Source organism: Paenibacillus sp. FW101-FHT12H11 (genome assembly GCF_058790355.1).
The window spans coordinates 234662-254844 of sequence record NZ_JBYTCO010000004.1; the positions used below are offsets into that span (position 1 = coordinate 234662).

General features: G+C 47.0%; 19 protein-coding genes and 1 pseudogene. 15 read left to right on the top strand and 5 right to left on the bottom strand.

Features of this window, described 5'->3' with window-relative positions:
- Positions 1-4: 4 nt before the first annotated feature.
- On the bottom strand, positions 5-580 hold the full coding sequence (locus AC3WTJ_RS14610; protein ID WP_492522390.1) for a C39 family peptidase: 576 nt from the start codon (positions 578-580) through the stop codon (positions 5-7).
- A gap of 25 nt (positions 581-605) precedes the next feature.
- On the opposite strand from AC3WTJ_RS14610, the gene AC3WTJ_RS14615 reads away from it, so the two are divergent.
- The 4 genes from AC3WTJ_RS14615 to AC3WTJ_RS14630 all read left to right on the top strand — a co-directional run bounded on the left by AC3WTJ_RS14615 (position 606) and on the right by AC3WTJ_RS14630 (position 3239).
- Positions 606-842: a hypothetical protein gene (locus tag AC3WTJ_RS14615; protein WP_492522391.1), complete on the top strand. Its 237-nt coding sequence runs from the start codon at positions 606-608 to the stop codon at positions 840-842.
- A gap of 235 nt (positions 843-1077) precedes the next feature.
- Positions 1078-1584: a hypothetical protein gene (locus AC3WTJ_RS14620; RefSeq protein WP_492522392.1), complete on the top strand. Its 507-nt coding sequence runs from the start codon at positions 1078-1080 to the stop codon at positions 1582-1584.
- A complete protein-coding gene (locus tag AC3WTJ_RS14625) occupies positions 1581-2828 on the top strand; it encodes a M48 family metallopeptidase (RefSeq protein ID WP_492522393.1) in 1248 nt (415 codons plus the stop codon). Before AC3WTJ_RS14620 ends, AC3WTJ_RS14625 begins: the two co-directional genes overlap by 4 nt.
- Before the next feature lie 207 nt (positions 2829-3035).
- Positions 3036-3239, top strand: a complete 204-nt coding sequence (locus tag AC3WTJ_RS14630) for a hypothetical protein (protein WP_492522394.1) — start codon at positions 3036-3038, stop codon at positions 3237-3239.
- A gap of 78 nt (positions 3240-3317) precedes the next feature.
- On the opposite strand, the gene AC3WTJ_RS14635 is transcribed toward AC3WTJ_RS14630, so the two are convergent.
- The 4 genes from AC3WTJ_RS14635 to AC3WTJ_RS14650 all read right to left on the bottom strand — a co-directional run bounded on the left by AC3WTJ_RS14635 (position 3318) and on the right by AC3WTJ_RS14650 (position 8052).
- Positions 3318-4466, bottom strand: a complete 1149-nt coding sequence (locus tag AC3WTJ_RS14635; RefSeq protein WP_492522395.1) for a virulence factor — start codon at positions 4464-4466, stop codon at positions 3318-3320.
- Positions 4467-4547: 81 nt separating this feature from the next.
- Positions 4548-5135 carry a guanylate kinase gene (locus tag AC3WTJ_RS14640; RefSeq protein ID WP_492522396.1) on the bottom strand — a complete coding sequence of 196 codons (588 nt, stop codon included), beginning with the start codon at positions 5133-5135 and terminating at the stop codon, positions 4548-4550.
- Positions 5136-5295: 160 nt separating this feature from the next.
- A complete protein-coding gene (locus AC3WTJ_RS14645) occupies positions 5296-7197 on the bottom strand; it encodes a DEAD/DEAH box helicase (RefSeq protein WP_492522397.1) in 1902 nt (633 codons plus the stop codon).
- 168 nt (positions 7198-7365) lie between these two features.
- Positions 7366-8052: a hypothetical protein gene (locus AC3WTJ_RS14650; RefSeq protein ID WP_127453752.1), complete on the bottom strand. Its 687-nt coding sequence runs from the start codon at positions 8050-8052 to the stop codon at positions 7366-7368.
- Between the two features lie 279 nt (positions 8053-8331).
- On the opposite strand from AC3WTJ_RS14650, the gene coxB reads away from it, so the two are divergent.
- The 11 genes and pseudogenes from coxB (at position 8332) to AC3WTJ_RS14705 (ending at position 19954) form a co-directional block, all read left to right on the top strand.
- Positions 8332-9348, top strand: a complete 1017-nt coding sequence (gene coxB, locus AC3WTJ_RS14655) for a cytochrome c oxidase subunit II (RefSeq protein WP_492522398.1) — start codon at positions 8332-8334, stop codon at positions 9346-9348.
- Between the two features lie 27 nt (positions 9349-9375).
- On the top strand, positions 9376-11247 hold the full coding sequence (gene ctaD / locus AC3WTJ_RS14660; RefSeq protein ID WP_492522399.1) for a cytochrome c oxidase subunit I: 1872 nt from the start codon (positions 9376-9378) through the stop codon (positions 11245-11247).
- On the top strand, positions 11244-11858 hold the full coding sequence (locus AC3WTJ_RS14665; RefSeq protein ID WP_127453747.1) for a cytochrome (ubi)quinol oxidase subunit III: 615 nt from the start codon (positions 11244-11246) through the stop codon (positions 11856-11858). The genes ctaD and AC3WTJ_RS14665 overlap by 4 nt, the downstream gene beginning before the upstream one ends.
- 1 nt (position 11859) lies before the next feature.
- Positions 11860-12177, top strand: a complete 318-nt coding sequence (locus AC3WTJ_RS14670) for a cytochrome C oxidase subunit IV family protein (RefSeq protein WP_127453745.1) — start codon at positions 11860-11862, stop codon at positions 12175-12177.
- Positions 12178-12271: 94 nt separating this feature from the next.
- On the top strand, positions 12272-13129 hold the full coding sequence (locus AC3WTJ_RS14675; protein ID WP_492522400.1) for a cytochrome c oxidase assembly protein: 858 nt from the start codon (positions 12272-12274) through the stop codon (positions 13127-13129).
- An 18-nt stretch (positions 13130-13147) separates the two neighbouring features.
- Positions 13148-13603 carry a DUF420 domain-containing protein gene (locus AC3WTJ_RS14680; RefSeq protein ID WP_127453741.1) on the top strand — a complete coding sequence of 152 codons (456 nt, stop codon included), beginning with the start codon at positions 13148-13150 and terminating at the stop codon, positions 13601-13603.
- Between the two features lie 153 nt (positions 13604-13756).
- Positions 13757-14662, top strand: a complete 906-nt coding sequence (locus AC3WTJ_RS14685; RefSeq protein ID WP_492522401.1) for an ABC transporter ATP-binding protein — start codon at positions 13757-13759, stop codon at positions 14660-14662.
- Positions 14655-15941, top strand: coding sequence for an ABC transporter permease (locus AC3WTJ_RS14690; protein WP_492522402.1), 1287 nt, complete (start codon positions 14655-14657; stop codon positions 15939-15941). The genes AC3WTJ_RS14685 and AC3WTJ_RS14690 overlap by 8 nt, the downstream gene beginning before the upstream one ends.
- Before the next feature lie 194 nt (positions 15942-16135).
- Positions 16136-17020, top strand: coding sequence for a carbohydrate ABC transporter permease (locus AC3WTJ_RS14695; RefSeq protein ID WP_492522403.1), 885 nt, complete (start codon positions 16136-16138; stop codon positions 17018-17020).
- The gene (locus tag AC3WTJ_RS14700) at positions 17017-17898 is read left to right on the top strand and encodes a carbohydrate ABC transporter permease (RefSeq protein WP_246069069.1); all 882 of its coding nucleotides are present in this window, start codon (positions 17017-17019) and stop codon (positions 17896-17898) included. Before AC3WTJ_RS14695 ends, AC3WTJ_RS14700 begins: the two co-directional genes overlap by 4 nt.
- Positions 17899-17934: 36 nt before the next feature.
- Positions 17935-19954: pseudogene (locus tag AC3WTJ_RS14705) on the top strand (beta-galactosidase).
- Positions 19955-20183: the final 229 nt, after the last annotated feature.

The following is a 20183-nucleotide window of genomic DNA, read 5'->3' on the forward strand; positions in this document are numbered from 1 at the left end:
CCGCTTAGTTCAAGGTAATGGCCTGCGAGCCCATAAGCTCCCACACTTGCTTAAAGTCGCTTAATGCATAAGCTTCCTGCTGTCCGGTCATTGGGTCGTTCATATAGGCGTAATCGTCGTCCCAGCCGGTTAGCAGCAAGGCGTGTTCAGGTTGATACCATTCCACGAGCCGATCCTCGTCATCTTGCCATTCCAGATCCAGATAAGGGGTATCCATATGTTCCGTAGCCCATATCATGGCGGGCTTGCCTGCTTCTATGACGCTCAGCAACGCATCAAAAGAAGCGCCTGTGATATCTTTGAAACGCCCAGGCAATAGCTGGTTCATTGTGGCATACATCGGTTTATGATAAATGCCGTATCCCGCCTTATAGGGGTTGCCGACAAATACGTCTTCGGGATTGGCGCCAACAAAAGCCCCATCGGCGTTCTCGGCAGGCATCTCGCCTCTAGGGAGTGCGTCAGCTACTTCCTCCTTGGTGACAGGAAGCCCGACCCAATTCAGCAGCATGGTGGCCGCCACGGCTTCGCACCCATTGGGCAGCTCCGGCAGCTGTGATAAAGCAGGGGCATTAAGCACTTGATAATGGTGTTCCACGGGCGGAGTGGCAGCAGCAGAAGGTAGCGGTACAGATACAGGCACAGGTGAAGATGCAGATGTAGATGTTGGCGCAGATTCAAGCGCAGATGCAGCCAGAAGCGGGTTACTAAACTCACTGGCAGACGGACTTGGCGCGACGGGTTGGAGAGCTTGTACAAAGGCAGGAGCAGTAGGCTTGGGTAACGCCAAGCACATCACTGACCATACAACGATAAGGCAGCATGTCAACTTTTTGATGTGAAATCACTTCCGTTCTAGTACGATCTTTTCATTACATCATGAAGAATCTGGAAATGCAAGATGAAGTCAGTAAGACATATAAGGATGGTCAAGCGGCATAGTCTAGGAAAGCGGACGGCGTCTTGAGCATATTTTATGGCATGAAAGAAGGACTAGGGATGACCATATGAGGCAATAGCTCATACAATAGGGTAAAATGATTAAAAATACCCGTTCCATAGATAAGAGGGAAGTATATGAATAAGCATGAAGAGGAGAAAAAGGCGCTAGAGCAAGCTGCTATCGATATTTTTCTTGAACTATATAATATAAATAACCCGATAGCGCTGAGAATGGTACGCCAGCAGGAGAAACCGGATGCGCTTCTGGAGGATGCCAATAACGAGCGAGTAGGGCTAGAAGTGACTCATTTGTTCTACGATATGGAGGAAGCCAGACGTATGATGTCACGATCCGAGCTTACGAAGCCTGGGGCGGAAGTGCTGGATAATTTCATTAAGGTCATTAACGATCGGATTGTGAGTAAGGAACAGAAGTTGCAGGATTATTCCCATGACTATCCTTGCATGCTGCTCATACGCAACGTATCTCTGCTGTTCGGGATGTCCGATGTGCTCAGTTTCAAGCATAAGCTCGTTCCGCCAAGTGGAAGGTTTACGCAAGTATGGCTGTTATCTAGAGATTTTACACCGGATTGGCTGTTAATTGACTTATATGACGTTGGCGGTGGAGGGATGAAATGAAGCGTCTGTACATAGGGCTTGGCGCAGCTTTTGGCTTGTATGCGATCGTCATGATTGTGTATTTATTAAAAGGAGATTTATTTGGGATACCTCAAACCCTGGTTGGCACCAGCGCGGACCCGCATACGTTCATGACGGCACAGGAAATAGACAAAGCTGAATCCTTGTCGCGCATTCGGTCATTAGCTTATTTCCTTAGTTCTCCGCTCCAAATCGGATTGATCCTGCTGCTCTTAGGTGTGGCTGTCCGTATTCGAAGTTTGGCTGAAAAGCTGTTCAAGGCATCCTTCCTGCAAATGGCCGTTTTTGTGCTTCTATTTACTCTGTTGATGGACGTGCTGTTCTTGCCGGTGGACTATTTCTTGTTCAAAATCGATCTAGCCTACGGGATATCAACCGAGACGCTCGCGATCTTCCTCGGGGACCATGCGAAGGATTTTCTGTTAAATGCCGTGGGAACCATTGTGATGGTGTGGATATTCAGGCTGGTGCTGAAATGGAGTCCCAACCGATGGTGGTTCTGGTTCTGGCTTGTGTCTGTTCCATTGATTGTGTTCGTCACGTTTATTCAACCCGTTGTGCTTGATCCCCTGTACAATGATTTCAAGCCGCTACAGGATCAAGAGCTTAAGGCGCAAATTCTTCAATTGGCGGCGGAATCGCACATTCCGGCTAAGCAGGTCTACGAGGTCAATATGTCTGAGAGGACTAACGCGATTAATGCTTATGTCAATGGAATAGGCGGCAACGCCAGAATTGTACTGTGGGATACGACGCTGAAAAAACTGCAGCCCGATGAGATTTTAACCGTGATGGCACATGAAATGGGACACTATGTAGAGAAGCATATCTATATCGGCCTTGCTTATGGCATTGCGCTTAGCTTGGTGGGCTTATGGCTCGCTTTTCACGCTTATCGTTTCTTCCTTAAACGATGGGGCGCTAGATGGGGCATTCGGGGAGAAAATGACTTAGCGGCGCTGCCCATTCTGCTGCTGCTTGTTACGTTCATGAGCTTTGTCTCCGCGCCGGCTCAAAACGCCTTCTCCCGGGTGATTGAGCATCGAGCAGATGTGTATGCGATGCAACTGACAGGAGACGGCAGAGCCGCCATTCGCGCTTTTCAGCAAATTGCCAAAGAGAACTTGAGCCCTGTCACACAGCCGAGGCTCGTTCATTGGTTTCGTGGCTCGCATCCGGAGATTATGGATCGGATTATGTATTTTAAGCAGTATGAACGATAATTCATACCGTTAACTAGCGTTAGAACTCCTGGGAATTCTCGGGAGGGCTAGCGCTTTCTGCTTTTCGATATTGACAAAGCAAGCATTTGGTTACTAAGATGAAATCTATTCTGCTTCAAAGAAAAGAGTTAGTATCGATCGGCATACTTATTTCGCTCATACGCAAGCCGCGAAGGGGATTGTGCTATTTGTCTTTTTCTGGAGAAAATGTATGACCTGCTAGCCGATCCACATGAGTTATGCAACCTCGTGGGACTGGAGCCGTTTGCTGAGGTTGCCGTTGAACTGCGTGAGCGGTTGATTCAGAAGATGGTGGAAGCGGGGGAAGACGCTCCGACGATTGTGCCCGCGCCGCCCAAGAAGTATGGTGGCCGCAGGGTTTCGGTAGATGAGCTCCGCGTGAAGCTATAAGCGATCAAAAAGGCTAGTGGAAGCAGCGATCATCGCTTTTTCCACTAGCCTTGATTTTCCATAGCTACGAATCGTATGTTATTGCTCGTTTCTGCGCGTCATTTGCTGCCAGACCGAGCCTTCGGCGGCATGCCCGCCCTCGATCCGCTCCAGCGCGATCTTGACCTGCATGCGCACTTCGAACTCGGGGTCGTCCGCCGCTTCCTGGAGATCCTTCAGCACGGAGTTGTCGCCTACCTCGTACAAAAAGCGCGCCGCTCGCCAACGGACCAGCTTATTGCGGTCCTTGAGCGCCTTCGCCATAGCCGGCATGGCGGCGGGGTCGCCGAGGTCGGACAGCGTATCGCCAGCCGTCCGACGAACAGATGGGGTATCGTCCTCAAGGGCACGATACAGGAAAGGCAGTACCTCGGGTTCCTTGATATCCCCGAGGTAAACCGTTGCCAGTCGCCGAATCGACGTGTTCTCGTCCTGCAGGGCATGGACGAGAAGCGGCAGCGTCTCCAGCGACGGCTGGATCTTTTGAAGCGCGGCGTAGCGCAGCTTCCAGTCACTGTGGCGCAGCTGTTCCAGCGTTGCGCCGGTCTGATCTTCTTCGGAGGCTTCCGAAGAAGGAGAGACGTCGGTCTCCAGCATCGCGCTGGAGACCAAAGCTTCGACGCGGGCGTCGTCGTAAGAAGCGTCCAGCTCCTGGACGACTTCGCCCGCGATGTCCTTCAGCTCGCCGTAGCGCACGCCGAGCTCCTCCAGCTTGCGCTCCTTGATCAGGTTCGGCGATGCCGTACCTGCGCGGACCGCGGCTTGCGTGAAGCGCTCGGGCATCGCCACGCGCGCTTCTTCATTGCCTGCGCGGACCCGCACCTGAAGCGGGATGCCGCGGAACATCTGCACGAGGACTTGTGCCTCTCCGAAGGCCGCTTCAGCTTGCGTTTGTTCCAGCGGCAAGTCATTACTGCTGGCAGAGCCTTCGGCAACTCCCAAAATCTCGCGGGCTTTGGCCAAAATGAACTGCCAGTCTCCCTTGGAGGTACGGTCCAGCGCAATGAAATCCGCTGCGTGGAATAAGCTGATCACACCCTGAACAGCGAGCAATTGCTGAACGTTGTCCGGGGCTTCCGTACTGTTTTTCTTTGTGTAGGTTTTACGCACGCCGGCAGGCAGCGATTCGTCCATGTTAAGTTTCATGGAATTTGGGCTTGGTGTAGGTTCTATGGATATAATTTTCATTATTGACACTCCTTCCAGTCGGATGTTACATGAAAAGACCCGGACGTAGGTACGTCCAGGCCTGTTTATAGGCATTTCATATTAATCCAAATCAACGAGGTTACGGTTTAGGTATTTATCGAGCGTTTTGGTGAGATCAAACACCGTATGGGCCAAATCCACGTTCTCGAAAACGTGATCGCATTGATCGCGGAAAGCCAGCTCATCTTCGTAATAAGAGAGATACTTCTGAATGATCTCTTCGGAATCTCCGCTTTCTCTCATCCGCTCTTCGAGAATATCGCGCTGCGCGTAGATGAAAACGAGAACAACGTGATCGCCGTAATGCTTTTTGAGCGTTTCCGCGCCGAAGCGGTTCAAGATTAGATAGATGCTTCCGCTGTGTTCGAACATCCGCTCAATATCGGCACTTTTAATCCCATATAAATGATCATTGACGGTGCTTACCTCAATGAATTCACCGTTTGCCTGCGCCTGTACGAATTGAGCAGGGGAGATAAAGTGATAGTCTTGACCGTCTTCCTCGGTTGCCCTCGGAGGTCTGGTGGTGTAAGAGATAACTTGCTTCATGCCCAGTGTAGAACCTGACATTTCAGCAACCGTCTTACGACCGGCTCCGTGTGGACCGGTGAATACAAAAATCATTTCCTTGTCCTTTAATGCGTACATGGAACATACCTCCTTATTTGTGAAAAGTGGGGGGTAAATCCTACGTGCGTGCAACGGTATGAAACGATTTTTGTCTAAGTAGGATCATTTTCAGCCGTACTTATATTTTACATGGTTCGGGTTATTCGGTAAAGGTCTAGCTATGGAAACGCTTTTCTGACTAGCGTTTCCCGCCGCGCCCGCCACCACGTGGTGCACTGCCGCGTGGTGAACCGCTTCTGTCGCCGCCGCGCGGCGCTCCAGTACGTGAGCCAGCGCCGTCACCGCGTCCGCGCGATTGGCCGCCGCGTTCGCCGCCACCCTGGTAGCCGCGCGCTGCGCCAGGACGGTCACTGCGTGGAGCTGCGCCGCCGCGTGCTCCGAAGCTGTCACCGCGTCCTGCACCGCGCTCGGCGCTGTCGCCACGGCTTTTGCCGCCGCTGCGAATCGCGCGTGATGCACTTGCTGCGTCGTCGCGGCCTGTGCCGGCGTACTTGTTGTACGGCGAGTAGGATTTATCGCCGTGAGGAGCAGAGCGCTTGCGGTCCGTGCCATCACCGCGACCTGCAGGGCGTTGGTCGGCTTCGCCGCGTCCCCAAGAACGGGTGACCCGCGCTTTGGCAGCGCTCATGTTGTCTCCGCGTCCCGGTCCTGCGTCTACCGGCTCTTTTCTCTCTGCGCGACCCCATGTGTTCGGGTTGCGCTCCGAATTAACCTTCGCAGGGCGTTGTCCTCTTGGCGCATCGCTGCGCGCACCAAATTTATCGCCGCCTCTGGATGCGGAACGTCCCGTGCCGTATTGCACGCCGGCTCTCTCTTCGCGAGCGCCGGATCTTCCGCGGCTTATCTGAGCGCGCGGCTCGGATGTCCGGCCGCTGCGGCCGGAGCGAGAAGCTCCGCTGCTTCGACGGCCTGATCCGCGGCCTTCATGCTCGAGGTAATCCTCGGAGCTTGAACGAACGCGGCGCACTTGAGGCTCGGATGCCCCCCTTAAGGACATTTTGATGCCTTTTTCGATCAATTCGATGGTCGGCATATCCCGCTGGGTAGCGAAGGTCACCGCAACACCCGTATCTCCGGCACGACCTGTACGGCCGATGCGGTGGATGTAGCTTTCGGCGTCTTGCGGTACGTCATAATTGAAGACATGGGTGACACCTTCGACATCTAACCCGCGCGCAGCAATATCCGTAGCGACCAATAACTCGATACGACCGTCCCGGAATCGTTTCATAACTTGCTCACGTTTGGCCTGTGACAGATCTCCGTGTAGTTCGTCGGACATAAGCCCGAGTTCCTGCAAAGCTTCATTTAATGCAATGGCTCTTGCCTTGGTCCGGCAGAAAATCATCGCGAGGTAAGGTTTATATTGTTTAATAGCGGCAATCAAAGCATCCTGCTTCTGACGGTCAGTCGTCGGAACGAGAACCTGCTCAATTTCAGTCAACGTAACTTGTTTGCTTTGAATTTTAATTTCTTTGGCGTCCTTCATATAAGCTTTGGACAAGTTCATCACTTGTTCAGGCATGGTGGCTGAGAAGAGAAGGGTCTGGCGATAAGGAGACGTTTGTGCAATGATGTCCTTCACTTCATGAAGGAAACCCATATGCAGCATTTGATCGGCCTCATCCAATACGAGTATTTTCAATTTATAGAAATTGATAGAACCGCGGCGAAGATGATCAAGCAGTCTTCCCGGTGTTCCTACTACTATATGTATGTTCCCTTGAAGCTTTCTAAGCTGCTTTTCTACATCTTGCCCGCCATAGGCTGCAAGTACCTTTGCTCCGGTCACTTGGACAAGGCCTTTCAGCTCATTCGTAATTTGAATGGCCAATTCGCGTGTAGGTGTCAGAATCAGCGCTTGAACATCTGCACTTTCCACATCGATCGTTTCTAATATTGGAAGAACAAAGGCTAGGGTTTTACCTGTGCCTGTTTGTGCTTGTGCGATAACATCCGTGCCTTTTAATAAAACAGGTATAGCTTCCCTTTGAATGGGGGTCGGTTCGATAACGCCTGATGCTTGTAAAACTCCAACGAGTTTTTCTCTTATTCCTAATGAGGCAAATCCACTTGACATGGTAATTGGCCAGCTCCCTTTTTCCTGCAATTGATAGGGATCTTTGGTGGTAGTCCAAAGTCTCTCCTTGTTAAGACGATTCCCCCATTGTACAGGAATGCCAGACAAATGGAAACAGGGGCCGGCCTACAAGCATTAAATATCTACTATATATAGTAGAAAATGTTTTTATTTACTGGGCAATACTTGTGCAGTTCCAAAAACGCGCTCCACAGTCTTGTTGAAGTCGGTCAGAAGCGGCATAAGCGAATTCCCTTTCCAACTTTCCTGAGCATAGCTGTTCATTTTGTTAAGGAAATCCCGATTTGCTGAAATATAGACATCCATCACATTTGGTTGGAGCAAACGGATTTTCTCTGCCATAGCTTGTTTAAAACGATGAGATAGCAGGTCATGATGAACGGCTGTTTCATAACTGTTATACCCGTTGTTCAGATCATTGGAAGGTAAATAATCATCGTGAGGAGCATTGTCATTGTAAAAGCCTTTGCTCGTTCCTTGATTGTTTGTCTCCTTCGTTGTTCCTTTGGTGCCTGTAGCGCTGCTGTCAATCATAAGGGCGACATAGGCATTTTTGTCCGTTGTCATGACAATGGCCGTATTAACACCATTCATAGCGTTGAGTTGATTTGATAGAAACTGATTGTAGGCCAGACTAGTATTATTGTGCGAAACTGGACCAGAGAGCTGTTGAGTTTGGTAGGCTCTCTCGGATTCTGTCGATTTATCGACGGGAGCACCGAAGTTGGTATGATCGGGACTCTTGCCATATTCCCGTCCACCTTCCCCGCAGCCTGATAAAGTCAGCATGAGGAATAGCAATCCAGAAATCGGAAAACCTAACTTACTGAGCATCAATAAAGACCTCCCAATCTAGAGTGTAATGTCTATAGGATGGGATGTTTCTCTCCTTTTATTCGTGTTCACAAATATACGCTTTTGTGCATAAAGAGGTGGGTGTATGGAAATAACCATGAAGGGAAAATATATCGCTACAGAGCGGTTTAAGAACAATTTGTGAACTCTCCTCCAGCGATTGACAAAAACTTTTCACGAATTTATAGTTAATAAAGTGAATTGACAAGGGCATGGCCATCGTGGTAAAAATAATGTTTTAAAAGTGGGGTTGATACAATGAGTCGATTGAAAAAGTTATGGCGTCTGCTACCCCTTTTAGCGGTAATGACGTTCTTGCTAACCGGGTGTGGAGACCCAACTCTGTCTGCATTGCAGCCAAAAGGTCCTGTTGCATCAGAGCAATTGTTTTTGATGAAATTAAGTCTCTTTATCATGGTTTTTGTCGTAATTGTCGTATTTGCGATTTATGTGTACGTTTTAATTCGCTTTAGGAAGCGCAAAGGCGACAACAGTATTCCGAAACAAGTGGAAGGAAGCCACGTGCTTGAGATTATCTGGACCGTTGTTCCGATTCTCTTACTGTTAGTACTTGCGGTGCCAACAGTATCTTACACATTTAAGCATTCAACGAACTACACTAAGGACAAAGCCGCCGTTCACGTCAAAGTCACTGCGCATCAATTCTGGTGGCAGTTTGAATATCCAGATCTAGGCATCGCGACAGCTCAACAACTTGTTGTGCCTAAGGATAAAATTATTGCTTTTGAACTTGTTTCCGCGGACGTTTCTCACGCATTCTGGGTACCATCCCTAGGCGGTAAAGTGGATACGAACCCTGGAATCACGAATACGCTTTACCTGCAAGCAGATGAAATCGCTACATTCCAAGGTAGATGTACAGAGCTTTGCGGAGCCTCACATGCTTTGATGAACTTCACGGTTGAGTCGAAAAGCCAAACGGATTTCGATGCATGGGTAGCGAAAATGAAAGCACCTGTAACTGTGCCGGCAACAGCGCAGAAGGGTGAAGAGCTTTTCAAAGAAAATTGCATGTCTTGTCACGCAGTTACAGCCAATGGTCCTGGTGTTGCTCCGAACCTCAAAGGTTTCGCTGATCGCGATACTCTTGCTGGTATTCTGGAACATACTCCTGAGAAAATGGCGCTGTGGATACATAATCCGCAAGATCAGAAACCAGGCAACAAAATGCCGGCGTTCGGTAAAGCAGCAGGCGGCAAGCTTGATGACGCCCAAATTAACGATATCGTTCAGTACTTACAGACTTTGAAATAAACTTCTCAGGTAAAGGAGGTTAATACGTTGGCTCACTCTCATCCAGTAAAAAAACATACCGGTCTAATGGATTGGCTTACAACAGTCGATCATAAGAAAATCGGTATCCTGTACTTACTTGCGGGCGGGCTTTTCTTCCTCGTAGGAGGACTTGAAGCCATTCTGATTCGGATTCAGCTCGCTTATCCCGATCAACATATTTTCATCGGTGATTCATTTAACCAATTAACAACGATGCACGGAACAACGATGATTTTCTTTGCGGCGATGCCGATGATCTTCGCATTCATGAATGCCATCGTTCCTCTTCAAATTGGTGCAAGGGACGTTGCGTTCCCATTCGTGAACTCACTTGGTTTCTGGCTGTTCTTCGCCGGCGGCGTATTGATGAACACAAGTTGGTTCTTGGGTGGCGCACCGGATGCCGGTTGGACGGGATATGCGCCATTGTCCTCGATTACCGACAACAGTTGGGGGCAGACGCTCGAGGGTAACATTCAAGGTACAGATTTCTATGTTCTAGGTTTGCAAATTGCCGGTATTGGTACACTTATCGGGGGTATTAACTTCCTCGTTACCATTATCAACATGCGTGCACCTGGTCTTACGTATATGCGTATGCCAATGTTCACATGGGCGGCTTTCATTACTTCAGGTTTGATCGTTCTTGCGTTCCCAGCCATTACGGTAGCGCTAGTTGAACTAATGTTTGACCGTGTCTTTGGCGGAGCATTCTTCGATGCTGCCAGAGGCGGTAACAACGTATTGTGGGAGCATCTGTTCTGGATTTTCGGGCACCCCGAAGTTTACATTTTGATTCTTCCTGCGTTTGGTATTATTTCTGAGATCGTATCGACGTTCTCCAAAAAACGTCTTTTCGGATACAGCTCCATGGTCTTCGCAACTGTATTAATCGGTTTCTTGGGTTTCATGGTTTGGGTCCACCATATGTTTACATCAGGCTTGGGTCCAGTTGCTAACTCGATTTTCTCAATCGCAACTATGGCTATTGCAGTTCCGACAGGTGTTAAAATCTTTAACTGGTTGTTCACCCTTTGGGGCGGGCAAATTCGCTTCACTACAGCTAATATTTTTGCAACAGCTTTCATCCCGACGTTCGTTATGGGTGGAACAACAGGGGTTATGCTTGCGATTCCTGCAGCAGACTTCCAATACCACGACACGTATTTCGTAGTTGCTCACTTTCACTATGTTATCGTTGGTGGTCTAATCCTAGGCTTGTTCGCGGGTCTGTACTACTGGTGGCCGAAAATGTTTGGCCGTATGTTGAACGAAGGACTGGGTAAATTACATTTCTGGTTGTTCTTCATCGGGTTCCATTTAACATTCTTCCCGCAGCATTTCTTGGGTCTGATGGGGATGCCGCGTCGTGTATTTACGTACCAACCAGGGTATGATCTTGAAGTAGGTAACTTGGTATCAACAATAGGTGCTTTCTTCATGGGTATTGGTACAATCGTGTTCCTTATCAATATCATTGCAACATCCAGGAAACCAGCTACGGCTCTATCTGATCCATGGGATGGTCGTACATTGGAATGGTCGATTCCTTCACCAGCGCCTGAGTATAACTTTAAACAAACTCCGCTTGTTCGCGGCTATGATGCACTTTGGAAAGAAAAAATGGCAGGTAATAAAGAAATGACTCCGGCAGAACCTGTAGGTTCGATTCATATGCCGTCAGCATCCATATTGCCGCTAATGATGTCCGTTGGCTTGTTCATTGCAGGTTTTGGTTTCATGTACAAAAACTACTATGTAGCAGGTGCAGGGATGGTTGTTACATTACTCGCTATGTTCTTACGCTCCGTATACGACGATCATGGTTGGCATATTGAACCGGAAGAACTTGAAGATGACAAGGGGGTAAAGGCATGAGTACTCATCACACGGGCGCACTGCCTGCTAATCCGGAAACGGCTACCCTCGAAGGGAAAAATAAGGTTCTTGGATTCTGGTTATTTCTTGGTGCCGAGGTCGTATTGTTTGGTTGTTTATTCGCAACTTACATTGCACTTCGGAACTCTGTTCCAGATGGTCCAACGGCCGATGAAATTTTCAAACTCAAAACAGTGGGCTGGTCCACTTTCATCCTCTTAACAAGTAGTTTAACAAGCGTATTCGCGATCATCGCGATGCACAAACAGAAGCTGGGCCAATTGTTATTCTGGCTTCTGATTACGGTATTGTTTGGTCTTTCGTTCTTGGGTCTTGAGATTTATGAGTTCGTTGAGTATGTTCACGAAGGTCATAAATTTACAACAAGTGCGTTCTCAACTTCGTTCTATACACTGGTTGGTTTCCACGGAGCGCACGTTGCATTCGGTATTTGCTGGATTACACTGTTGATTCTACAAGGACTTAAGAAAGGTCTTACCGTTGTTACAGCTCCTAAGTTCTACGTAGCAGCGTTGTACTGGCACTTTATTGACTTGGTCTGGGTATTTATCTTCACAGTCGTTTATCTGATGGGGAAGGTGGGTCACTAAGATGAGCAGCAATTCTCATGATACACACGCACCTAGCAAACGAGTAAAACACGAATCTCCTTTGAACCACTACTTGTCTTACATTATTTCGATCTTGCTGACAATGCTTGCATTTGCAGTCGTACTCTACGGAGACCTGGATCGTTCGTTTATTCTGATCTTCATCGTCACTTTGGCGCTTGTACAAGCGATTATCCAGTTGTTCTTCTGGATGCACGCCAAAGAGAGAGGACACTTATTCCCGTTAATTTTTCTAGCGGGAGGAGCTTTCGTAGCTCTTACAGGTGTTATTACAGCCGTATACTGGATGTGGTGGTAAACCACTGGAAGAGGCAACTTTGTCTAGGCAAAGTGCCTCCTCTTTTTTTAGAATGAAGGTCTAGCATGAAGTTGAAAGGAGAAAGAGATCAGCTATGAGCCAAATTGGTGGATTTTTCGAGTTGTGGAATCCGGTATTACTGTTGGTGATCGTCGTTGTCGGATATATGTATCGTCGCTTTGTCGCTAAGGGGAAAGGGAATTCCGCTGAGAATGAAACAGTTTCGGTTTCGCAGCAGATTTCTTTCTATATTGGATTGGCGCTCTTCTATATTGGCCAAGGAAGTCCGATTAATTATATTGGGCATCACTACTTGTTCAGTATGCATATGCTGCAGCAAACGATCTTGTATTTAATTGTACCTATCTGTATATGGCTGGGTACACCAGCGTGGATGATGCGTTCGATTATGAAAGTAACTGTTATTCGCGGTATATTCTCATTTTTCACACGTCCGTTGATTGCACTATTCCTATTTAACATGCTCTTCTCCATTTACCATATGCCTTTGGTTATGGATTACTTAATGATTAATGATCTATCGCTTTTCGGTTACCACACGGTGCTATTATTCACCGCTTTCATGATGTGGTTTCCTGTTTTTTGTCCACTGCCTGAGATGAATCGCTTAAATGATTTGAAGAAGATGGCTTACATCTTTGGTAACGGAATTCTGCTGACACCAGCCTGTGCGCTCATTATTTTCGCGGATACGATCATTTATGACATGTACGCGAATGTAACCGTACCCTTCGCCCATTTATCACCTCTTGATGATCAGCAATTGGGTGGCGTTCTAATGAAGATGGTTCAGGAAGTTGTCTATGGAGCGACACTTGCCTATATTTTCTTCCGGTGGTACCGCAGAGAGCGGAAGGAAGAGAACGATATGGATCTTATAGAGACTCAAGAGGGTCTGAATAATCAGGGCGGTAATTGGAATCGCGCTTAGGGGAAAGGATTTAGGGAGATGCACATTTTACCAACGATTTCTACGATGTTTATCGTAATCAGTGCCATTTTTGTCGGTTTCGGCTGGTATCATATTGTGAAAGGGAATCGGGAAACCCATCAAAAGCTGATGGTTCTTGGAGCCATTTTCGCACTAGCGTTCTTTATTATATATATGTCGCGCACGTTGTTTGAGGGGAACACATCATTCGGTGGACCTGAGAGCTTGAAGCTGCCGTATCACTTATTTTTGTTTTTCCATATTGCCTTAGCTACGGTAGGCGGTGTTCTTGGGCTAATAACACTTTGGTTTGCCTACAAAAACAAATTTCTCAAGCACAAGAAAATTGGCCGCGTTGCGGCAATTGTATGGCTTTTAACTGCACCAACGGGTGTATTGGTCTATGTGTTGCTCTACTTGATGTATCCCGGTGGAACAACGAAGCCGGTTATTGATGCGATTTTTGGACTATAATTAAGAAGCTGAACCTGTGGAACATCCACGGTGTTCGGCTTTTTTTATTTTGGAGGAAAGTTTGCAAAATTTCTTTTATCTTCCAATCTCATGTAAACTAGTAGAAAGATGAATGATCAAGTTCTATCACAATTAGAAAGGCAGGTTCAATCCATGACATACCCGCTTACGGTAGAAAACGTTTCGAAGCAGTACGGTGAGAAAACTGCTGTGAACGCAATCCATCTTCGTGTGCAGGAAGGAGAAATTTATGGACTGCTAGGCGCTAATGGTGCAGGGAAAACGACAACGATGCGAATGGTTCTCGGCCTGATCTATCCCGATCAAGGACATATTTTGTGGAAAGGGAAGGGCTATCGTGAAGAGTTGAAAAGGCTTATGGGCTACTTGCCGGAAGAGCGAGGCTTGTACCCAAAAGTTAAAGTAAGCGAACAAATCCTATATTTAGCGGAGCTGCGAGGTCTGTCCCGTAAACAAGCCGAGGCAGAGCTGAAAGCTTGGCTTGACCGGTTCGACGTCCCAGAGTACTACAATAAAAGGGTGGAGGAGCTGTCCAAAGGGAATCAGCAGAAGATCCAATTTATTGCTGCCGTCATCCATAATCCGGATATTTTGATCCTGGATGAGGCTTTTAGCGGACTGGATCCCGTGAACGTGGAATTGTTGAAGAAAACAGTGAAAAGCTTGCGCGACAAGGGAAAGACGATCCTTTTTTCGAGCCATCGCATGGAACATGTGGAGGAGCTCTGTGAACATATTTGCATATTGCATCGTTCGAATACCATACTGCAGGGGAGCTTGAAGGAGATTAAGTCAGCATTTCCAAAGGAGAAAATCATCTTACAAACCGAGCGGCCGGTTGAGGGCTTGGAACAGCTCCAAGGCGTTACGGCTGTGGAAAAGCAGCAGAACGGCTATCAAATTCGGATAGATTCCACGGCCGATCCCCAGCGGATTTTGCAGCATGCGATAGAGCAGTCTGCTATACATCGGTTTCAAATCATGGAGCCAACACTGAATGAAATCTTTATTCAAAAGGTGGGGAATGCACATGAATAGGACCTGGACCGTTATAAAATTTACCTACTTAACTCGTTTCCGCTCCAAATCCTTTCGAGTGATGAGTTTAATTCTAGTCGTACTCTTATCCGTTCTCATACATCTACCAACAATCATGGAAAAGCTATCATCGCATGAGGCGACGAAAATCGGCGTGTTCCCGGGGAAACAAGAGCAGGTTGCAGCGAAACTGGCCGCTTTTTATAATACTCAGCAGAAACCGGACATTGTCATTGTACCTCTACAAGACGCGGGAAGCACCGCAGCGAATGAGGCGCTCGCTAAGAAGCAAATTGCGGATAAATCGATAAAGGGTTATCTCGAATTCACAGATACAACCGTAGACGGATTCCCCAAAACGGTTTATAAATCCGAGGGAACGATGGAGTTTTCGCTCAAAAACAAGCTTCAGACCGCTCTTCAGCTGGTCAAAACGGACGTAGTCTTACAGGGGGCTGGAATTGCCCCCGAGCAAAAAGCCAACATGCAAGCCCCTGTCTCTTTGGAGACTGTGCAGCTTCTTATGAACAATGAAGGAGCAGCAGGCAAGACAGAGTCGCAAATGGTCATGTCCTATGCGCTTGTATACGTTATGCTCTTCATGTTGTACATGGGTGTCATTGGCTTCGGCAACATGGTAGCGATGGAAATAACCGCAGAAAAGAGCTCGAGGGTAATGGAACTGCTCATCACGAGTGTATCACCACTTAAGCAGATGTTCGGGAAAATTGTTGGTATTTGCTTGCTGGCATTAACACAGATAGCCCTCTCCATTGCTGTAGGCGTTGCAAACTTAAGCTTATCCAGCAGCAGTCAGCTCGTCTCACAGTTTAATCTGAAGTGGGAAAACTTGCAGGTTTCACTTATTGTCTATTTTTTGATCTTCTATCTCTTAGGCTTCTTTATTTACGCTACCGTCTTTGCGGCGGTTGGCTCACTGGTAAGCCGCACGGAAGATGTAGGGCAGGCGATTATGCCGGTGACGATGTTGGTCGTAGCGGCGTTTATGATCGCCATATTCGGATTAAATAATCCGAATACCGGATTTGTTGTCACGATGTCATTCGTACCGTTTTTCTCACCATTGATTATGTTCCTGCGAATAGGGATGAGCTCACCGGCGTTGTGGGAAATAGGCCTGTCCATCGTCATCCAATTGGTCTCGATCGGAGCAATGGCTTGGGTGGCTGCTAAAATCTACCGCACGGGCGTGCTCATGTATGGTAAAAGGCCTACATGGCGGGAACTGCGCAAAGCGATGCGGGCTTATAAGGTTTAATATGTGAAAACGTAGGCATTTATTGCCTGCGTTTTTTGTTTGCCAACAAAATTTATCAATCGAAAGCACAAAAATTATCATGTGAAAGCGCGTCCATTCTCTCTAAAATTAGGCTTACAAAAAGATGATCTAAGGGGTAGGCACCTGCACCGCTGTCATTGCAAACATCATTGATGAAGGAATGAGGGAAGTACATGAATAACATGATGCAAAAAAGAGTGCTTATTTTTTCTTTTCTTGCGTTGCCGATTGGATTAATGCTGTTATTTCTCATCTATCCTACGGTGAAGCTGTTTCAATACAGTTTGACTGACTGGAATGGGATTAGCAGAGATTTGCACTTTGTAGGGTTTGACAATTATTTGAAAGCGCTCAACATGTCGCAAGTATGGCAATCGCTCTCGAATAACTGGCTTTATTTTATTATCCATGCGCTGTTGATTCCCATTGAGATTTTATTGGCGGTTATGTTGAATGCCAAGATGCGAGCTAGCGAGTTCTTCCGTTCTATCGTTTTACTTCCCTACATCATTAATGGTGTAGCAGTCGCTTATATTTTCGGATATTTGTACAATCCAGTGAACGGTCCGATCAACGAGGTGTTGATGGCCATCGGTCTGGAGAGTTGGATTCATAACTGGCTCAGTGACGTGAAAATCGTTAACTATTCTCTTGTCGCGATCTCCTTATGGCGATTTGCAGGTTTTCATATCATTTTATTTCTAGCAGGCGTGCAATCCATACCCAACGATCTGTATGAAGCTGCAACGATTGATGGCGCTAACAAAATGCAGCAGATCCGCTATATCGTTTTACCAGGCATTCGCCGCGTCATTGAAATTATTTTGTTCTTAAATATTCGGGGAGCGCTTCAAGTCTTCGATATTCCTTTTCTTGTCACACAAGGTGGTCCAGGTACTTCAAGTAGTACGTTTACGATTTTCACGATCAATACGGCCTTTAAATTCAATAGCTATGGCTTAGCTTCGGCCTTGGCGATTATTCTAATGGTTATGATCATTGCCTTCAGTTTCATTCAGAACCTATTGATTCGTGAGAAAGGGGAAAAATCATCATGAGCATGCCTCAAGCCGAGCTTGCAGCCAAACCTCGCAGAGTGGAAAAGGCAAATTTGTTTTCCTTTCTTGGCAAGTCACTCTATTACGTCATTTTATCGATCATCACGATCATTATCTTTGTTCCGCTGCTTGTGGTTGTTTTCGCCGCATTCAAGACATCCCCGGAGCTCGCGGCTACATCACCGTTTGCGCTGCCTAAGAGCTGGTCGTTCCACAACTTTGCCGTCGCCTTCGAGAAAGCGAATATGTTAGTAGGGTTAATTAACTCACTTAGTGTTACGGTTTCTAGCGTTGTCATTAATGCTATTCTCGGAGCTATGACAGCCTTCGTACTTAATCGGTTTAATTTCCGTTTCAAAAAAACGATCTTTCTGCTATTTATCATCGCGTCCGTCGTACCAGCCTACACGACTGAAGTGGCACGTTTTCAAACGATTAAGTCGTTAGGTCTCTATAATACGATTTTTGCACCGTTAATCATTTATGCCGGCACGGACTTAATGCAAATTTTCATTTATTTGCAATTCATTGAGAAAATATCGAAGCAGCTGGACGAAAGCGCGCTTTTGGATGGAGCATCGTATTTCCGGATTTTCCGCTCGATTTTATTCCCACTCTTGCTGCCCGCAACGGCTACACTGGCGATCATCAAGGCCGTTGATATTATGAACGATATGTACATTCCTTATTTGTATATGCCTTCGAAGAAACTAAGTACGCTATCTACCGCGTTGATGACGTTTGTAGGCGAGCGCGCGACCTATTGGAATGAGTTGTCAGCCGCGATTATTTTGGTGATGTTACCAACCATCTTGATTTATTTGGTACTGCGTAAATTTATTTTTGCCGGATTAATGGACGGAGCAATTAAAGAGTAGAGCTTATAGACGATAGAACTTTGGGGGGGACAACCAATGATTAATGACAAACTGCCATCCATCTATTACGGCGGTGATTACAATCCGGACCAATGGCCAGAGGAAGTTTGGCAAGAAGATATGCGAATGTTTAAATTGGCAGGCATTAATATCGTAACACTGCCTGTGTTTAGCTGGGCGAAGCTGCAGCCTTCAGAGGATACATACGATTTTGAATGGCTGGATAAAATTATTGCTACAGTCGCAAAGGAAGGCATCTTTCTTTGTTTGGCTACTTCAACAGCAGCGCAGCCTGCCTGGATGTCTCGCTTGTATCCTGAAGTGCTTCCCGTCGATATTGACGGCAGGAAGCGCACGCACGGATCCCGCGTTAATTTCTGCCCTAACAGCCGGGTGTACCGAATGTTCTCGCAGCGTCTAGCAACCATGATGGCAGAGCGTTATGGACAGCATCCATCCTTGCTAGTTTGGCACATTGGGAATGAGTATGCGCCGCATTGCTACTGCGATACGTGTGCGTCTTCTTTCCGTACTTGGCTGCAGAAGAAATACGGTACGCTAGAGGTTGTAAATCGCGTATGGAATATGAGCTTCTGGTCTCACACGGTATATGAATGGGAAGAGATTGTACCACCTACGAGTTTGAATGGAAATAACAGATGTTTCCAAGGGATTGCGTTGGATTATAAAAGATTTATGTCGGATGCGATCCTAGAGTGTTATCAAGGCGAGTACGACATCATTAAACGGATTACACCGGATATTAAAATCACGTCGAATATATGGGGACTATTTAACGGGCTGGATTTAAAGAAATGGGCCGACCATATGGATGTTGTTTCATGGGACAGCTATCCCCAAATGAATGAGCCCATGAGCAACGTGGCGATGAGGCATGATTACATGAGAGGGCTGAAGGACGGACAACCTTTCATGTTGATGGAGCAGACGCCAAGCCAGCAAAACTGGCAGCCTTACAACAGTCTCAAACGGCCTGGTGTTATGCGGCTTTGGAGCTATCAAGCGATAGCGCACGGGGCAGATACGGTTATGTTTTTCCAATTACGCCGTTCCGTTGGTGCGTGCGAGAAGTATCACGGTGCTTTGATTGCTCACGCAGGACATGAGCATACGAGAGTATTTCAAGAGTGCACACAATTAGGAAAGGAGCTGCAGATGTTGGGGGATACGCTTCTAGATTCCGTAACGGAGTCCAAAGTAGCGCTGTTGTTTGATATTGATACTTGGAATGCAGTAGAAATGACCAGCGGACCAAGCGTGGATCTGGATTATCTTAAGCAGGCTCAGAAGTACTACAGAGCCTTTTATGATTTAAATGTTAGTATGGATGTTATTAGCCCGCTTAGTGATTTCTCCAAATATGAATTAATTATCGCACCGGTGATGTACATGTTGAAACCTGGCGTGAGCGACCGGCTGAAGTCGTTTGTGAAGCAGGGCGGAACGTTCATTACCTCCTTTTTTAGTGGGATTGTGAATGAAAATGATCTTGTAACGTTAGGTGGTTACCCAGGCGAATTACGTGACTTGCTCGGCATATGGGTAGAGGAAATCGATGCGCTCCAACCGGAAATGACGAATAGAATTATGATGAATTCGACGTTTGGGGAACTTCATGGCGAATATGAATGTGGACTCTTGTGCGATTTGCTGCATCTTGAGGGAGCGGAGGCGCTTGGCGTTTATGGACGTGATTTTTTACGCTGGCATGCCGGCAATCACCCGAAATACATTCGGGCGTGGGGAAGCTTATTATGTAGCAACTGACCCTGAACAGAGATTTTTGGAACAGCTCAGCAAAACGATTTGTGAACGATTGAATTTGACGACGGCTCATCAAGCTCCAGAAGGTGTCGAGATCAGAAGCAGACAGAAAGAAGATAAAACGTATACCTTTGTTTTGAATCATAACGCTTATGAAACAGCAATTCTATTAAATGTTGGATCCTATAAGGATCTATTGTCACACCGAGTCTATGAGTGGACGCTGGTACTTGAACCGCATGGAGTAGCTATTTTAGAAATTTATTCCTAGTAAATTCATAGGGAAGACAGCAATGTCTTCTCTATCTTTCGTTGTAATTAATTGGATTCAATGGGGTATTGACGTAGTTCACAATAAATTTTATGATGACGGTAGATGTCGATTCTTGGTAAATACGCGATCAACGTATTAATGAAAGCGTAACAACTTTTACACAAATTACCTGGTACCCAGTTTCCCGTCATTATGCCGGAATGTGTAATCTCACAGCATCGTTGTA

What these genes read in the sequence shown, in the direction of transcription:
- AC3WTJ_RS14620 (WP_492522392.1), top strand. Translation starts at nt 1,078, where the DNA reads ATGAATAAGCATGAAGAGGAGAAAAAGGCGCTAGAGCAAGCTGCTATC.
- AC3WTJ_RS14625 (WP_492522393.1), top strand. Translation starts at nt 1,581, where the DNA reads ATGAAGCGTCTGTACATAGGGCTTGGCGCAGCTTTTGGCTTGTATGCG.
- AC3WTJ_RS14630 (WP_492522394.1), top strand. Translation starts at nt 3,036, where the DNA reads ATGTATGACCTGCTAGCCGATCCACATGAGTTATGCAACCTCGTGGGA.
- AC3WTJ_RS14635 (WP_492522395.1), bottom strand. Translation starts at nt 4,466, where the DNA reads ATGAAAATTATATCCATAGAACCTACACCAAGCCCAAATTCCATGAAA.
- AC3WTJ_RS14640 (WP_492522396.1), bottom strand. Translation starts at nt 5,135, where the DNA reads ATGTACGCATTAAAGGACAAGGAAATGATTTTTGTATTCACCGGTCCA.
- AC3WTJ_RS14645 (WP_492522397.1), bottom strand. Translation starts at nt 7,197, where the DNA reads ATGTCAAGTGGATTTGCCTCATTAGGAATAAGAGAAAAACTCGTTGGA.
- AC3WTJ_RS14650 (WP_127453752.1), bottom strand. Translation starts at nt 8,052, where the DNA reads ATGCTCAGTAAGTTAGGTTTTCCGATTTCTGGATTGCTATTCCTCATG.
- coxB (WP_492522398.1), top strand. Translation starts at nt 8,332, where the DNA reads ATGAGTCGATTGAAAAAGTTATGGCGTCTGCTACCCCTTTTAGCGGTA.
- AC3WTJ_RS14665 (WP_127453747.1), top strand. Translation starts at nt 11,244, where the DNA reads ATGAGTACTCATCACACGGGCGCACTGCCTGCTAATCCGGAAACGGCT.
- AC3WTJ_RS14670 (WP_127453745.1), top strand. Translation starts at nt 11,860, where the DNA reads ATGAGCAGCAATTCTCATGATACACACGCACCTAGCAAACGAGTAAAA.
- AC3WTJ_RS14675 (WP_492522400.1), top strand. Translation starts at nt 12,272, where the DNA reads ATGAGCCAAATTGGTGGATTTTTCGAGTTGTGGAATCCGGTATTACTG.
- AC3WTJ_RS14680 (WP_127453741.1), top strand. Translation starts at nt 13,148, where the DNA reads ATGCACATTTTACCAACGATTTCTACGATGTTTATCGTAATCAGTGCC.
- AC3WTJ_RS14685 (WP_492522401.1), top strand. Translation starts at nt 13,757, where the DNA reads ATGACATACCCGCTTACGGTAGAAAACGTTTCGAAGCAGTACGGTGAG.
- AC3WTJ_RS14690 (WP_492522402.1), top strand. Translation starts at nt 14,655, where the DNA reads ATGAATAGGACCTGGACCGTTATAAAATTTACCTACTTAACTCGTTTC.
- AC3WTJ_RS14695 (WP_492522403.1), top strand. Translation starts at nt 16,136, where the DNA reads ATGAATAACATGATGCAAAAAAGAGTGCTTATTTTTTCTTTTCTTGCG.
- AC3WTJ_RS14700 (WP_246069069.1), top strand. Translation starts at nt 17,017, where the DNA reads ATGAGCATGCCTCAAGCCGAGCTTGCAGCCAAACCTCGCAGAGTGGAA.